At 54.8% G+C, this 16,224-nt stretch carries 13 protein-coding genes; 4 read left to right on the top strand and 9 right to left on the bottom strand.

Going from position 1 to position 16,224, the window contains the following annotated elements:
• Positions 1–18 precede the first annotated feature (18 nt).
• Entirely contained in the window at positions 19–870 is an 852-nt protein-coding gene (locus GS636_RS20705) for a class I SAM-dependent methyltransferase (RefSeq protein WP_253762934.1), read from the top strand.
• 63 nt (positions 871–933) lie between these two features.
• On the opposite strand, the gene GS636_RS20710 is transcribed toward GS636_RS20705, so the two are convergent.
• Positions 934–3,132, bottom strand: coding sequence for a glycosyltransferase family 39 protein (locus GS636_RS20710; RefSeq protein WP_171672211.1), 2,199 nt, complete (start codon positions 3,130–3,132; stop codon positions 934–936).
• Positions 3,133–3,341: 209 nt separating this feature from the next.
• The gene (locus tag GS636_RS20715; protein ID WP_171672214.1) at positions 3,342–4,817 is read right to left on the bottom strand and encodes an oligosaccharide flippase family protein; all 1,476 of its coding nucleotides are present in this window, start codon (positions 4,815–4,817) and stop codon (positions 3,342–3,344) included.
• Positions 4,818–5,049: 232 nt separating this feature from the next.
• Between GS636_RS20715 and GS636_RS20720 the strand changes: the two genes are divergently transcribed.
• Complete coding sequence (locus tag GS636_RS20720; protein WP_171189056.1) at positions 5,050–6,111, top strand: NAD-dependent epimerase/dehydratase family protein; 1,062 nt, start codon at positions 5,050–5,052, stop codon at positions 6,109–6,111.
• Between the two features lie 129 nt (positions 6,112–6,240).
• Here the strand turns inward: GS636_RS20720 and GS636_RS20725 are convergent, their stop codons facing one another.
• Positions 6,241–7,464: a hypothetical protein gene (locus GS636_RS20725; RefSeq protein ID WP_171672216.1), complete on the bottom strand. Its 1,224-nt coding sequence runs from the start codon at positions 7,462–7,464 to the stop codon at positions 6,241–6,243.
• A gap of 401 nt (positions 7,465–7,865) precedes the next feature.
• Between GS636_RS20725 and GS636_RS20730 the strand changes: the two genes are divergently transcribed.
• Positions 7,866–8,918, top strand: a complete 1,053-nt coding sequence (locus GS636_RS20730; protein WP_171672219.1) for an acyltransferase — start codon at positions 7,866–7,868, stop codon at positions 8,916–8,918.
• Positions 8,919–8,983: 65 nt separating this feature from the next.
• On the opposite strand, the gene GS636_RS20735 is transcribed toward GS636_RS20730, so the two are convergent.
• On the bottom strand, positions 8,984–9,865 hold the full coding sequence (locus tag GS636_RS20735; RefSeq protein ID WP_171648898.1) for a class I SAM-dependent methyltransferase: 882 nt from the start codon (positions 9,863–9,865) through the stop codon (positions 8,984–8,986).
• Positions 9,866–10,185: 320 nt separating this feature from the next.
• On the opposite strand from GS636_RS20735, the gene GS636_RS20740 reads away from it, so the two are divergent.
• Positions 10,186–11,649, top strand: a complete 1,464-nt coding sequence (locus GS636_RS20740) for a glycosyltransferase family 39 protein (protein WP_171672221.1) — start codon at positions 10,186–10,188, stop codon at positions 11,647–11,649.
• 283 nt (positions 11,650–11,932) lie between these two features.
• On the opposite strand, the gene GS636_RS22950 is transcribed toward GS636_RS20740, so the two are convergent.
• The 5 genes from GS636_RS22950 to GS636_RS20760 all read right to left on the bottom strand — a co-directional run bounded on the left by GS636_RS22950 (position 11,933) and on the right by GS636_RS20760 (position 16,141).
• Positions 11,933–12,409, bottom strand: a complete 477-nt coding sequence (locus GS636_RS22950) for an arylsulfotransferase family protein (RefSeq protein ID WP_371808759.1) — start codon at positions 12,407–12,409, stop codon at positions 11,933–11,935.
• A complete protein-coding gene (locus GS636_RS22770) occupies positions 12,334–12,906 on the bottom strand; it encodes a hypothetical protein (RefSeq protein WP_253762936.1) in 573 nt (190 codons plus the stop codon). The genes GS636_RS22950 and GS636_RS22770 overlap by 76 nt, the downstream gene beginning before the upstream one ends.
• A gap of 95 nt (positions 12,907–13,001) precedes the next feature.
• The gene (locus GS636_RS20750; protein ID WP_171672224.1) at positions 13,002–14,381 is read right to left on the bottom strand and encodes an arylsulfotransferase family protein; all 1,380 of its coding nucleotides are present in this window, start codon (positions 14,379–14,381) and stop codon (positions 13,002–13,004) included.
• 66 nt (positions 14,382–14,447) lie between these two features.
• Positions 14,448–15,923, bottom strand: a complete 1,476-nt coding sequence (locus GS636_RS20755; RefSeq protein WP_171672226.1) for a sulfotransferase — start codon at positions 15,921–15,923, stop codon at positions 14,448–14,450.
• Positions 15,920–16,141, bottom strand: coding sequence for a hypothetical protein (locus GS636_RS20760; RefSeq protein ID WP_171672229.1), 222 nt, complete (start codon positions 16,139–16,141; stop codon positions 15,920–15,922). Before GS636_RS20760 ends, GS636_RS20755 begins: the two co-directional genes overlap by 4 nt.
• Positions 16,142–16,224 lie beyond the last annotated feature (83 nt).

Here is a 16,224-nt window from a genome sequence, read left to right on the forward strand (position 1 = left end):
ACTCTGTAGATTTCTTAAATGGTACGATCCAAGGCAAACGCGATGATGAATTCCAAAAGCTATCAGGCCTATCAGAACAGCCCCTATAAAAGTAAAAAACACAGCACCTATTTCGATGTGTATGACACGCTTTTTACGCCCTATATCGGCAAGGACATCACCTTTATCGAGATTGGGGTTCTGGGCGGTGGCTCATTGTTCATGTGGCGCGAGTTCTTTGGCCCCCAGGCCCGCATCATCGGCGTTGAACTGAACCCCGAGGCAAAGCGATGGGAACAGGAAGGGTTCGAAATCTTCATAGGCAGCCAGAGCGATCCGGACTTTCTGGAAAATCTGGCCAAACAGGTCGGCGAAATTGACATCCTTCTGGATGATGGTGGCCACACATACGAACAACAGATCATCACCACCGAATGCCTGCTGCCGCATATCCGCGAAGGCGGTCTGCTGGTCGTCGAGGACACCCACACCTCTTACATGGAAGGGTTCGGGTTCAAGAGCCGCTCATTCATAAAATACGCCACAAACATGGTGGATCGCATCAACAAACGCTTTTCCAAGCTGGTCTCCGAGGCGTCAGAAAAGCGGGTCTGGGGGATCCGTTTCTATGAATCTTTCGTCGTGTTCGAAGTAAACCGCAAGGCAACCTCCGTCGCCTCGGCCCCAACCGACAATGGCGGAAAGGACCTCGATGCAAAGGATTTCCGGCACGCCGACAACCAGGCCTATGAGCAGTTTCTGAACAAATCTCAGAGCATGTCGGCGCTGAAAGCCATTCCCGGAATGAGAGCCCTCGCCCGACTGGCGCGGCACCTGATTGCGCTGCCTTCCGACATCAAACGCTCCAAGAGACTGAAGGAGTATTTCTGACACTCCGTCAGAGGGTCCGACCCCGGCCATTGCCGGGACCGCAGCAACCCTGCACGGGCGGCGTTACTCCAAATCTGCCAGAGAGACGGGGCCGCTGATCACCACCACCCGATCCCGGGTTGAGGAACGCCCATCGACGAAGAAGATCACCCGGTCCGGATAAGCTGCGGCAATGTCACGATTGCTTTCAGGTCCCAGATCACGCGCAAAAAGCGGGCTGTCCGAAGTGGCGCTGAAATCGTTCAGCCAGAAGGCGCTGCCGAACTCTTTGTCCACATCTGTCGAGATGAACATCAGACTGTTACGGTATTGCTCCTGCCGGGCAAGGTCCTGATATTCCGCGTGATAGCCATTGATCCCGGGGTATCGGTTGAACCCCAACCAGCTTTCGAACACCAGAACCGAGCACAGGCACAACAGGACAATCCCGCCGCCGATCCGCTGCGCCACCAGAGCCGCGGGGTAGATGCGGGTCAGCCTCTGCACAGCACTCACCACCCCAAAGGCGGTCAGGATCAGCAGCGGCACGATCATCATGAACCAATAGCGTGGTCCGGCAAAAAACCCGCCATAGAACCAGAACAGGGCGTAAAACCCGGCCGTCACAACGATGATCACGGCCATCGCGGCGGTCAGTCGGGTCCATTGACCCCACAAGACGAAGAACAGCGCGAAGGCCAGCGATGTCCCACCCCAACCGAACAATGAGAAGTTGAGCTCATACAGGTTCTGCTGCGCGTTGATCAGGGCTTCCAACGGGCTGTGCCCCTTGAAGACGTCGACATTGCCCCAATCGGGTGCGCCAATATCAGGGCCAAATCCCAATGCGTTGGATCCCGGCCCCCAGAACTTGTCGTAATAGGTGTTCAACGGGGTCGAGAATGCATCTCCGGTCAGGTGGATCACATAAGGAAAGATCAGCCCCCCGACCGCGATACAGCCCAGGCCAAAGGCAATGACGGTCTGCCAGTGACGTTTGTCTTTCAGAAAACTCAGCGTCCACAGCCCCGTCAGCACCCCCATGTAGAACCCTTCCAGCGGTCTGGTCATCACAAGCCACCCCAAAAGCGCCCCGGCAATAAACGGCAAGAGAACCGAGGGGCGTTCCCGTGCCTTCAACAACAGGACCCAGGCCCCCAGGATCAAAGCATAGGTGAAGGTATGGATCAGCTGCGTCGCCGCCATCGAGATGTACCAGGGCGAGATCGCCATAAGCAGGGCCGCAAGATTGGCGGTCCCCCGATCGGTCAGCACCCTCATAAAGCGATGCAGCAGCAGCACGCTGATGGCCGCCAGCAACGGGTTGACGATCCAGGGCATTCCGATCTGCAGACCAAAGGCCAATAGCACCGGCCAACCGGGAAACGTGGTCACAAACCATCGGTCCTGATAGCTGTCCATCAGGTAGTGGTCGAATGCGTCGGTTGACGGTGGGATCGGCAGCGTCACCAGACCGTCGGCAAGATAGCGGGCATGGAAGACATATAGAATATCGTCCAGATGCGGCACGCCCCTGAACGCCGCCAAGCTGATCAGGGTTGAGATCAGGAAAAGCCCGATCGCCAGGCAATAGGGAAAGGCCCGGTCAAATCTGCGTATCTCATCGCCGCTTCCGGGCAGGCTGAGCGATTTCGCAAGCCGCGTGCTCAGGCCGGTCAGCCTGTCTGCTGGCATGGCGGCCAGAATGGCGACGAAACTTGCAAGGTTCAGGCCCGCGAATAGGGAACCGATGATCACATGTTTAACCAGTCTGGGATAGGTTTCAGAGGCGATGAAATCCATCACCCCCTTTGACGCCGCAACCATCACCAGCAGGAACAGAACCACACGCACCCACCCCAGATCTGAACACGCCCGGATGACGTGACCCACAAGCCTGTGCCGCCACCATACCAGCGCGGTCGCGGCCCCCTGGGCCGCGATCACGGCCAGCATGGAATATGCGAAAAGCGGCGGCGAAAAACGGACATGCTGAAACCAGACCGGGCTTCGTATAGCCAGCTGCGCCCCCAGCCCGGCCACAAAAAGCGCAGCGGCCAGACCAGCCAGCTGCCAGGGCGTACGCAAGGTGACGCTGATCGCAAGCACCGCAACCGAGGCGATCATCAGCCACCAGCATTCGACACGAGACAAAGCCGCCGGGCTGACAGCCCCGGTCAGGGCAAGCACAAACAGGGCCATGGCGCAAAGCCCTAGGGCAATCCTGGGCAGGATCAGTGGGCTACCCTCTGAACCCGTCACATTCTGCGCATCGTTCATCATACCAATCTCACTCGTAACACAATTACAGACCCAATCCCTTTTGCCGAAAAATCCCCAAAAAACCGCGATGTGTCATCAGCGGACCTCCGGTCACAACCTGATGGTACTCAAACACCCTATACGTCAACGACGAGGAACAGCTTTCGGATCAATGGCGGCTCTCCCCGGGACGTTTCATTTTAAAACCAACTTTAACATCCCACCCCCCTTCATGGCGAGGCATGCGTAAACGTGCGCAGCCGGGCAACAGCGCCCGGCATGAAGCAAAACAGGATCAAACCCACAGATCCGGCCCCGATCAGAATTGCCGACGCAACATAAAGCGCATCGGGAATATGACCAAGCATCGCCAGCCGCCATGTCCCGACAATCAAGGACATCCCTGCGGCAAGGACCAGCGGTGCCTTGAGGACACGCAGAAACTGCAGGGCCGAAATGCCCTCGGGCACATGGGTCGCCCTCATGCGCAGCGGTAGGGCCACCAGTGCCCGTACCGCCACGGCAGCAGCGGTTGCAACCGGGCCGTACCGGCTGGCCAAGGCAATCAGGATCAGGCCAAGGACGGCCTCTGCAAGGGTAGCCCATAAAAAGGGTTTCGGCCTGTCGACGGCCAGCAGATAGGCCTCTTGAATGGACGTCAGAGAAATCACCGCATAAGCCAGACACAAGAAAGGCAGGATCTGACCGGCCTCGCGCCAGTCGGGGCCCAGAAGAAGTTCGACCAAAGGATAAGAAATCAGGGCCAAACCCGCATAGGCCACAAAGCCGCTGATAGCGGCAAGTTCAGTCAGGTCCAGATAAAATCCCGCCGTCGCGTCCCGCTTGCGGCGCAGCTCGGCTACGACCGATTGCGCCACGCCCTGAAGGTTTTTGACAAACACGGTCAGAACGATCTCGGCCAGCCGCGCGGCAAAGGCAAACAAGCCCACCGCACGCGGATCGGCAAAATAACCCAGCATGACAGTTGGTGTCTGAAAGATGACCAGTGTCACAAACCGCAATTGCAGAACCCGAGGCCCCAGTCCCCGCACCAGCGCCAGTTCAGACCGGGAAGGCCATTTTCTGGGCACCCACCCTGCTGCGATAAAGGTCAGAAGGCTGTTGACCGCAATTTCGGTCAGGCGCTGACCCACAAGGCTCCAGGCGCCAAACCCGTTCAGCGCCATCCCGATGCCCACGCTCCCCCCCAGCATCACCCCGACAACCGTGCGGATCGCCAGTGTCTTATATGCCAACCGCCGCCTGAGCAGCGCCAGCGGAACACCCGCCGCGGCGATCATCAGAACGGTCGGGCTGGCCGCAATCAGCAGCGGGGTGACAATTGGCTCTTTGTAAACAATCGCCGCGATATGCGCGATTACCACCAAAACAAGAACGATCACCACGGAAAGGGCCATCAGAATAGCAAAGGTGGCCTCGAGCCGTCCGGGTTCAATTTTGTGCCGCTCGACGATGGCCTCGGCGATCGTGTCACGGACCAGAAACTCACCCAGAAACAGGAAGGCAAACGCCATCGAAACAATGCCAAAGCTTTCCACCCCGATCAGCTTGGCAATGACCAGAAAAATAAGGGCTGCTGCAATTTGCTCCACCCAGCTGGCTGCTGTGCTCCAGGCCACGCTGGTGGTGAACTCTCGTTTCATCGACATTCCGTTGCTGGCAAACAGGTTTCCGGCGGCGGCCATTCGATCGCAAATTCCACACGACCCGACCGTCTGAAACAAAAGCGTGCACACGCAGCAAAAGCTGTCAATCGGGGTTGTTGACGGGCGGGATTTTTGCCGTCAGAGTTTTCATCGGAACGGTGGAGCGTTCATTGTTTTATCGGCGTTTGCCCAAGCTGGCCCGGTTTTCTGCGGCCATCGGATTGCGCGGGCGGCGAATGTACAGATTGAGTTGGTTTGAAAGGATTGAAAAATGGATTGGTCTTCAAAGAACGTGCTCGTGACAGGCGGGTGTTCTTTTATCGGATCCCATCTTGTGGAAAGCCTGGTTAAGCGCGGCGCATATGTCCGGGTTGTTGACGACCTTTCCAGCGGAATTCGCGAAAATATCGACGACGTCCTGCAAAGCGGCCGGGTGGAATTTGCCGAGGCTGACCTGCTGGACCCGACAACCGCCGCCAAGGCCGTATCGGACATGAATGTCGTGTTTCACCTGGCCGCCACCCATGGCGGGCGCGGCTATATCAGCACCCACCAGGCGGCCTGTTCGACCAATCTGGCGCTGGACAGCATCATGATCCGCGAGGCGCACAAGGCCGGGGTTGAACAATTTACCTTCGCGTCCTCGGGCTGTGTCTATCCGACCAGCATCCAGGCTGACCCCAGCGAGACCCTGTATCTGACCGAAGATCTGGTGAAACCGCCCTATGAGGCCGATGACCTTTATGGTTGGGCCAAGCTGATGGCAGAGCTGTCGCTCAAGGCCTATCACGAAGAGCATGGGTTCAAATGCGCCTCGGTGCGCTATTTCACCGCCTATGGCGAACGCTGCCCGGCTAACCACGCGGTGGTTGCAATGATCGGGCGGGCGTTCCTGCAACAGAACCCCTTTATCGTCTGGGGTACCGGAGAACAGATCCGCAACTGGACCTATGTATCGGATATCGTCGAAGGCACGATCCGCGCAGCTGAGCGGATCGAGGACGGCACCGCGATCAACCTGGGCACAATGGAACGCACATCCGTTCTGCAGGCCGCACAGATGATCCTTGAGCGCACCAACCGCGATGCCGAGATCAAGCGAGATCTGAGCAAACCAACCGGCCCATACAACCGGGTGGCCGATAACAGCCTGGCCAAGACCCTGTTAGACTGGGAGCCCGAAGTCAGCTTCTCGGACGGGCTGGACCGTACGATCCGCTGGTATTTCGACAGCCATGACCGCGAGGCTCTGGCGCAGGATTTCGAGGAATCCCTGACAGAACGCGGACTGGAGAAACCAGGGCGGCAGATCGCCCGCGCACAGGCCAGCTGAACCGGGCACGGCCCCGGACCCTGGTCTCTGAAAACATCGAAACACCCGAAGCATAGGCCGCTTAAGTCGCTGATACTTCGGATGTTTCTCTTTATTTCAGAGCGCCCCCTGCCCTACGCGCCGCAGGGTCTAGCCTGGACGGTCGATCTTTTCATAGTCGAAACACATTTCGGCCAACGACCGGAGCACCCAATCAAACCCCGCAGAAATGAAACGCCCCGACATCAGAGGTGGTTTTGGGGCCTTTTCCCCCTCGGCCACTTTCGTGTTCAGCGGGCGCGGGCGGGATCCCACCATGACTGTGTCTTCCTGAACCGAGACAACCTTTTCCAGCGCCAGACCGTTCTCGGACAGCATTTTCCACAGCGCGCAGAGCAGCCTGATACAAGGCACGGCAACAACGGACAGGGCCTTGCGGCGCGCCCGCATCGGTTGCGTCTGATAGTTCAGGTCGATGAAATCCACATCCCGGTTCAGGGTTGCTGCCATCTCGCCGACGGCCGCGTGGCATTTTATGATGTACTGGCACCGCGACAGCAGCAACAGATCCACAAGAACCTCGATCCCGCGCGCGGCCTTTTCGTCGGCATCATGAAAGCGGTTATCATCCGTATCGCTGAGGGATTTTTCTGAATAGGAAATGATCTTGTCCGGATAGGCCTTTTCCAGATCCTTGAGCCACTGCCGCTGATCGGTGGCCACAAATATGCCGCCACAGTCCGGATGCTCGGCCAGATAGCGGTTGATATAAGGGAAATACTCTTCGGGGACGACCTTTCTGGACAGGTTGGGCCCGACGCCAAAATCGAACTTGTCCGAGCCCCGCAACTGCAACCCCAGCGTATGCTCGGGGAATTTTGCGTCGTGGAACCTGTCCACCTGCCGCATGAGCGATGCCTTGAAGCGTACAGTACCATCGTCCAGAAACGCGCGGGCCTTGTCCCGTTCCTGTTGCCACCAATCCGCAGGATATGGCCCGTCCGCCCGGTTTTCGACGCTGCGATAATAGCCGTAGGGGTTCATGAACCAGCTTCTGGGTTCCCACCGATACAGCCGCATCAACTCGGACGCCGTGGACAGGGTATAGACCCGTTCAGCCTTTATCAGAGCCTGAATTTCGTCGCCAGACACCCCAACGGGTTCATAGTAATAGTCCCAGACATTGGGCCCGTGTTCGGCGTCGAAGTACGGGTTTGGACCGCCAAACATATAGCTTCTCTGATGCAGATAGATGATCGGCGTCATTCCCATCCGGCGCGCAAACTGCAATTGAACGACAATGCCGTTGAGCTGAGCGATCAGACCATCCGACGTATTGCAAATCAGCAAGTATTTTGTGTCACCACTCTTCATTGATCCGCTTTTACCCTTTTCTCAATCAGACCGTCGAACCCGGACAAGCGATCCGTCGACGGGGTTGAAATCAATCGTACCTGACCGACTCTCGGCGATAGACGCTGCAACCGGTTCACACAGTGCTTCTTCTTCGGCTAAACTTGCTCCCTGCGGGTGCGGTCAGAATCAAAACGCCCGACGGGATCATCTGTTCAATCTGCATCTGCTCAAAACCCGTTTTAACACAACATGTTCATAGCAACTGAAAAGACAGCTGTCATGAATGAGCTGCGGGTCAGGCACCTTAAACCCGGATAGCAGCGGGTCTTTGGTCGCCCTTTCTGGCATCGGCGAAGAGCTTGACGAAATTTGCTGCGGTCCCCTAGGCTGTTGGCAGTTTCAGTGTTCAGGTTTTACCAGTGCTTCATTCCATTCAGGCGCTTCGGGCGATTGCCGCCTCTGCCGTTGCTCTTTACCACTGCGTAATTTGGCTACATCAAAGCCTCGGCGTCTCGTTTCCGAATACAACCTATATTGCCGGCCTCGGTGCATCCGGTGTCCATATCTTTTTTGTTGTCAGCGGTTTCATCATGATGTGGACAAACCAGGACAATAACGGCGATTGGACACGTTTTTTACGCAAACGGTTTTCACGGGTCTATCCATCTTACTGGCTGGTGGCGTGTATCGGCATTCCTCTGGCCCTTCTCACAGGCCGCGCGATTCCCGATCAGGCCACGATCTGGATTGGATCCGTACTGCTTTTGCCAAATGGCGCCAGCGCCCTGATCGATGTCGGATGGACATTGGCCTATGAGGTCTATTTCTACGCCATTTTTGCGGTGCTGATCGCGTTGCGCATCCCTCTGTTGCAACGGGTCATCTGGCTAAGCGTTCTGTTTCTGATCAGCGCCGCCATTGGTGTTTTCTGGTCCCCCTCAAGCGAGACGGCCTTTGGTCTGCCAAGACTGATGACCAGCGCTCTGCTGTTGGAGTTTGCGGCAGGAGCCCTGCTTGGCATAATGGCGACACGGCCCCGCCCCCTGCCCGCCTGGCAAGGCGCAGCCATGGTGGTCGTTGCGCTTCTGGGGTTTGCAGCCAGTCTTGTGCTGGATTACCACCGCTATCCGGCCGTTGTGCTTTGGGGGGTGCCCAGCTTCTTCCTGGTGGCCGGAGTGGTCGTACTGGAACGCAACAAACGGGGACTGAAACTGTTTCATGGATTAAGTCCTCTGGGCGATTCATCTTATGCGCTGTACCTGCTGCATGCGATCCTTATCCCGGCCCTTGTGTATATGCTGCCCACCAGCAGTAACCTTAACTATCTGATATTTATGACACTTGTTATAGTGTTGTTTCTCATCAACCTCGCCGTCGCGCATCTCTATTACCTTAAGGTCGAAACGCTGCTGATTAAAACCTCCAACGCTGCTCTGACCCGCACCCATGCCGCATTCACCCGTAACACGTGATGGTCCGGGTATCGTAGGCTTATCATAGAGTGAACGCGCCTCCGCTTTGTCTTTCGCGACGAAAGTCAATGCAATATGTGATCGAAATCAAGCACGCCACGATCACGGGCATAGATTGCGCCGCAAGAGCAAACGAGCGTCTCATTCTTCGGAGCCAAATCCGATTTATTACATTCCAGGCATCTCAGGTTTGGGAGGATATCCAAACTCAGATCGGTGGGTGTTGTTTTAAAACGACGCGGTTTTTGCAGCCAGTCATATACAGATCTTGGCAAATAACTTTGAGCTGCCAGAGCGAGTACATGCCTTAACGAATAGCGAGGGCGACTGACAGGCAATGACATATTGACCCTGTCTTGTCCTCGTGGAGAGGTTCGGACCAGCATCTCAATCGCGGTTTCCTCGGAAATTACGCATTCAAGCTCTGAGGTATTGCAATACAGTGATGTGTTCAGCTCTTCGTGATGCAATTCACCCCAAGCCCCGATCGCAGCATCATACTCCTTATGGAACATGTCGCCAAAGAACTGGGGCACATCGTTTCGATAACAGATAAGCCGGGTGCCCTCGACCTCAATGAGCCACGGATGAAAGTTCCAAGCGAACATCATCTCGAGCCTACGGGATGGGAACTCGAGGTAAACGGATTTTGCGCAGCGCTTGATTTCTTCGATAAACTGCGGCGGATCCGGCAGATGTTCGATGCAATGAGACGAAAATAACAAATCGCAGGACTGGTCCGCAATCGGCAGGTTTTCGGCGCTGGCAATAACCAAAGGCGCATCTGGAAACATAACCGGCTGGCTGCGGTGCAGGTCAGAATCAAACGGGAACTTTTCCACCACAAGATCGGCACGGTGAAAGGGGCGGTGCCCGCCTCCGACATCAACGACAAAGTCGCCTGAACCTATTTTTATCTGTGATAATAAGTGATTATGTATCGCCATAATTGAACCTTTTAACCCTGAAAACACTAACCCATAGCCACAATACGACCAAACACACTGCAACTTCCGCGCTGTTGCACGAAGCCGAAAAACCAAATCTGCTCTGCGCAAATTAACAATTAAAACAGTTTTCTCAAAATGTTTCGATTTCAGGGTCTATTTCTGTCTAAATTACCCAGATGGATACGGTTGGAGTCGGTAAGGACCCCCAGGACAGGAATATGACCTATGCTGACGGACAAACGAGCCTATCTGCAGTGCGGGCAATCGATATTTTATGACGATCCTTAATTGCCCCAGCTGTGACCGGAGACATCTTCATGACCCAGCCATCCCCCACACTTGGCCGTAATGATCTGGCGATCCTTCTACTGATCCTGCTTATTGCCGCCGTCCTCAGAACGGCCGGGCTGAATGCACCACTGTGGTACGATGAAATCTGGACCGTCGACACGCATGTTCGCCTGCCTTGGGGGGACATGATGCGCGAATATTCGATGAACCATCATTATTTCTTCAGCATGAAGGCCAAGCTGATGTCGCAGATATTTGGCGATCAGGCATGGGCTTACCGCTTTCCGGCTGTCCTGTTCGGTGTTGGCACCGTCGCGGCCATCTGGTGGCTGGCGCGGGATGTTGCCGGATCGGGTATCGCGCATGTGTCGGCCCTGCTTGTCGCCCTGTCCTATCATCAGGTCTGGTTTTCACAGAACGCCCGCGGCTATACCGAGCTTGCGTTCTGGAGCACGCTTGGATTGATTTTCTTTTTGCGGGGAATGCGCACACCGACCCTCAGACTTTGGATCGCTTTCGCATGTACTGCCGCCGCCGCTGTCTTCACCCATCTGACTGGAGCCTTTTTCTTTGTCGCCTTGGGGCTGGTATGGCTTATCTCGCTGGTTACCGGATTTGGCCGAGGTCCTTTGACCCGCACCTGGGTGCTGCAGCCGCTGATTGCCGTGGCTTTGGCCTCTGTTCTTGTTCTTCTGGCCTATCTGCCGATCCTGAGCAGCATCGCCGGCACAATGGGTGAAATTTCAGCTTCATCCGCCGTTGACCCCATGCAGGAATATCAAAACCCGCTTTGGACCGTTCTGGAAGGGGTGCGTACCGCCGTCGGCAGCACCGGGGCCTTGACGCTGATCGTCGCCATCGGCGGATTGGTTGTAATCGCACTGGGTGCCGTTGGCGCGCATTCAACGCAGCCGTTGTTCTTTCTGTGCATCGTGGCGCATATCGCTGTGACGCTGGCCGTTCTTCTGGCGCTCGATATGCGGGTCTGGCCCAGGTTTTTCTTCGTCGATATCGCCCCTGTGATCGTACTTGCCGTCATTGGCTGCTGGTACGGCGCGGGTGTCGTTGCGCGGGTGATTGGCCAGTCCGGGCTGGAACGGCCCCTGTTTGCCATCGGTGTGGTTGCAATGCTGGCCCTGTCGGTATTTCTGGTTCAGCGCAACTATGTGGCACCAAAGCAGGATCTGGCCGGGGCATTTGAACTGGTGGAACAAACGCGTGGCCCGTCCGACCGGATTTATGCGATCAATCCCGGGGGCCCGATATTCAAAAGCCATTTCAACGCGGACTGGACAACCATCGCCGACCCGCAGGGCTATGCCCGGGCAATGGCCCAGCCCGGCCCGGTGATAATCGTCATCCTGTTCCCCAGCCGGATGTTTCGCGCCATACCAGAACTGGCGCAGGACGCCGAAGGGTCGCTGGAATTCGTACATGAGTTTGCCGGAACTCTTGGAGACGGCGAAATTCTCATCTACTGGCGCCAGTGAAGCGTGGGCAGAGACAAGAAGCACCCACTTGAATGATTATTTCTACTTAGTAGCGTCGATGCAAAGAGGCAAACCCGCGTTCAAATACCCCAGGCTGATTACCTGCGCGGCCGAAACCTGCCCCAAATAAGCTTCCCGTCCGGTGCAAACTCGATGACGCGTCCACCCCAAGCCGAAATGACCAACAAATTTCCGTCCGGCGTTACTTCGTGTTTTCCCATCAAGGCACTGTAGAATGTGCTGCCTGCAGCCACGACAGACACATCATTTTTTGCACCCGGAGTTAATCGAAGCACCTCTGTCCGCTGGCGTTCCGAAAGTTAGAAAACACAGTGATTGTACCGTCGGGTTGGAAATAAGGATCATGCTGCCTCCACCAAGGCCCACAGGCGGCCCATTTGATTGAATTATCCTCGCGACCAATGACAGCTAACATGTTTGAATTAGGCAGCGATATCAAAAGATCCCTAGTCTCAAAACCAGGGAAGGCTGACGGCATGTCAACCGGCAGCGGTTCAAGTTCATTTGGATGAAAAATGTCATCTGGGCCTTCTCCGGTATTCTCCTTGAAGCGGAAGCTCTCTGGCAGCACGAAACGGAGACGCCCCTGGTCATTCCCCAAAATTATATCTTCAAGAAGGTCTAGCGCTTTCAGGGTTTCGCCCGTTTCCTCATCAAACCGGATCAGTCTTTGGTTTTGGGCGGCCGCGCTGCCGTGCGCTTCCCAGGTCCAGATGCCTCCGGCTTCATCCGGTACCAGAGAATGATGAAAATAGGCGTCATCACGAGACCAAACAGGCCTCCACAGGCATCGCTTCGGATCAAGCCTGGGCGCGATTCAAAATTTGCCACCACCGAAGTATCTGGCAGCAAAATTACATCGTGGGCCGGGACTTCCGGCACATTAGGACCAATCAGATCGCAATACGAGATGCGCCATTCATGAACAACTTTCCCCGAAGGATCGATCAGTTCCGCAACCGTCATGTGTTCCGGTAACGCGCCCCTAGCAACAAATAAATAGCCATCAGGAACCAAGGCGGGATTGTACACAGTATACCACTGATCAGGAATGCTCTCACCACGCTTGAAATATGAATGCTCCCTAAGGAACACCCCTGTTCTTTTAATCAATTGAAAATAAGTATTTATTTCGAGGATGTAGGATACAGGCCAAATGCCCTTGTGCCCCATTCGCGAACCAACAAAAAAGTGGCAACGGCCACCAATAACACACCACTCAAAATTGATACCCACCGCATAAGAAAACCAGATTTTTTCAACTCACTAACCACATATCACAACATTGTATCAGTCGAGACTTTAATTAAGCTTTAAGTGGTGAATGAGACCTAACATCCACTTCGCATAATCGCCCTTAACGCTTTGTCACCGTGTAGTTGGGGCACATAGCGTGACCAGCCCAAAGTGTAAATTCCGCCATTTTCTGCCCTATTAACATAGGTCGCGACAATCTTGCTGGAGGCATCAAGCACAAATATTCGACCGCGCGTAGTCTCTTCATAGATCAGGTGTCCCGATTGCGTGAATTCCTGCAGTCCTTCTACGCTGGCTATAGCGTTTAACTGCTCCAACACATCACGAAACGGGCTTTCAACTGTGCCCGTCTCAAAATCATAAATCAAAACTTCGCTAACACCTTCAACATATGGGCCCAGTCCAAGATTATACATGTTGTTGCTGAATACAGAAATCCTGTGATCATCCAGAATATCAACATCGTGCTGTGTCAACCATGGCCCTGTCTGCGACCAGACGACTTCTTCTGTTGACGGGCGATATAACATAACAAGAGAGGGATTGCGGATGCTCAGAAACAAGTCTCCTTTCTTCCAATAAGGCCCATCAGTCAAAACCGGCTCAATGTCGTTCAGGTGCATGGGGTCGTGATAGAAATGATCACCGGTAAACAGCAGGTGGCCCAGGTCGTTTTCAAATAAAATTTCATCCAGTGCCACCTTGAAGGTCACTTGGCCCTGGTTATTCAACCGTGCCAATGCGTCGCGTACAAACCTTTGCGAATATTTTTCCGGCAAGGCTCCCAGCATCATGCTTGGAACCCAGAACCCGCCCTCTCCATCCGCATTGCTTGAGTGGTGAAACAGATGTTCATCCTGCCACCAGCGGATATCGCCGCACACGCTTAGTAAGAACAGCGGTGTATTATGATCTTTCAACAAAAGTTCACCTTCTTCGGTCAGATAGGGATGAACAAAACGGAAATATGTATTGGTCCAAAGTTTTTCATAAACCCACCGGTCAAACTCCGCACGTCTACTAACATTAGCCAACAACATCTCGGGCTCAGGTGACCAAGTCTGAACGGTTTCTCCGGATGCAAGCGATACCAATTCAATCACATGCCGAGTCTGATCACCATCGTACCGGCTCAGTAACAAGAACCCATTCAAACCATTGGAACCAGGGGGCTGATTCCATGTCCACCCTCCCGCCATATCCGTTTGAGTTTTGGCCCTCATAGTCGGATCAGGCTGACCTATCGTCTTCAATCCCTGACGAGCGTTTTCGGGAATCTCAGCCAACGCCAATGCAGCGTCGCCTATGGGCCCGAAGTGGTCGCCCCCTAATTCTTCCTCCCCCCGCTCTTCATCGAGAACGATGGCGCCAAATAGAACCATTCCCAAAAAGGCTGCGACCATAACCAGCCCCAGAACCCAAAGTTCTATTTTCTTAAAAAGAAGATTTTCCATCAGATCGCCCTTTGGAGGAGTATACCTACAACCATAATTAATGCGTTAACCAATCGATCATCCGCCTCACCTAACTGCGCGGGCGGCCAGCCCATTATAGATATCCTTTGCTTGCATCAATGCGTTACCGCAAAGTCCCTCGTCGATATCGGCATCGGGCTCAGCCCGAAAGAACTGTCGGAAGTCCATGGTTCCCGTATTAATATCCAGCCGTTCAGAAAGAGCTGGAAGCACCGCGTTTGGTCGGGCCCGAAGATCGTCTTGGGTTACGAAGTGGCATTTTTCACTCTGTTCTGTGACGTCCCGGAAGGCCGCAATCCAATAGGCCAGCCAATAATTCGGGTCATCAAGATCATAGCAATCTATGGCCAAGCCCGGAAATGCCATTGGCTGGTAAAGCAATCCAAACTCCAAATGACCGATATCGCGCATGTAGCGCAGCACAAACTCATCCTCAGCCTGACGCTTCATGAAGTTCCGGTGCTGGCGCAGAAGCGACCAGGCATGCGCGCCAGGGCGCCTCAGAGGCACAACAATCTTACACCCGGGGAAAAAGTCCGGCAAAAGGCGCAACCGGGCTATGTTGGCATTGTTTTTGGACAGGTAGCGCAGCGAAACACCAGTATCCGCGGCCGCCTCCCCTGCGCGCAAATGGCAGATCTTTCTGAAATGCGATTTGAAAAAAACCTGCGCATTCTCACGAAAATCCGTTTCATGCCAGATATCTATCCGGCCCCGCCTGTACTTATCCGGCCAGAACAGATGCCAGAATATCTCGTCGAATGCCTCCGGACTGTCGAGGCCGATTGTAAGCCCGTCCCCATGCGCGCGCTCGACTTGAGTGACTTCACGATTCATCAGGTTCCCCAAACCGTTCCACATGTATGGAGCTGCTATGAAAGGCATGTCACGGTAGAGATGTGTCGCAAGCCCATCAACTTGAGACAGGGCATTCAACAGCGATGTCGTACCACCCCGCGCCAGGGAGGTGATGAATATCGGAGGGTCGACCTTAAAATCGTCCGCGCGCTTGTTGAAAACATAGTCATCGACCCTGGCTGATGCCTTGTGGAAGCCCGACCCGGAAAAGGCCAGCATATGCGCAAACCGGTCTGCGACCCCATATGTGCCGGGCGCAGTTGTTTCCTTGTGCTGTCCGCCCCTGTTTCGGAAAAGCAGTCGAACGATAAGAATGGCCGCCAATGAGACACCCACGATGTATACCGGGTGCAACATCATGGTGACGACCTCACCGCTATCGGCGATTCCGATTACGTCTATAACCACGATAGGAAATGCCGCAGCAGCAAGGGCTGCACCAAATCGCCAGAACACCCTCCATGCGCCGACCATGAGAGACCAGCCAGATTTCCGCACCAAAGCTTCCTTGGCATCGTCGTCCAGTTCACTGTCCAGCATCGCTGAGATTCCCTGCATCGCGTCATCTGCAATGCATTTTGTCACTGCGGCGATGCGCAGTATCCAAAGGCCGAGCCCGAAACCAGCAACGGCCAGCAAGGAAACGACAAAAGCGATGATCATCGCTGGGCGTCGACCTCTTCGCCCTTCAATTCACCGTTCTTTCTTTTTCGAAGTGCGCGTTTGATCGGATACCACAGGAAACCGACAATCAGGAGAACCGCCCCAAGGATAATTGCGATCAGGGTGAAAAGGGCACCAAGCCCTGCACCCGGTCCTATGTAAGCATGGGCAGGTGAAGCCAATAGCAAAAGAAGGGCAGCCTTAGTCCAAATACGCATGGACACCTCACTCGCAAAATTACCTGACAGCCTGAAAACACAAGCGAACCGTAACACAGATCAAAATTAACTCAAAAAAAAAA

It is taken from the genome of Ruegeria sp. HKCCD4884 (genome assembly GCF_013110855.1).
GTDB lineage: Bacteria > Pseudomonadota > Alphaproteobacteria > Rhodobacterales > Rhodobacteraceae > Ruegeria.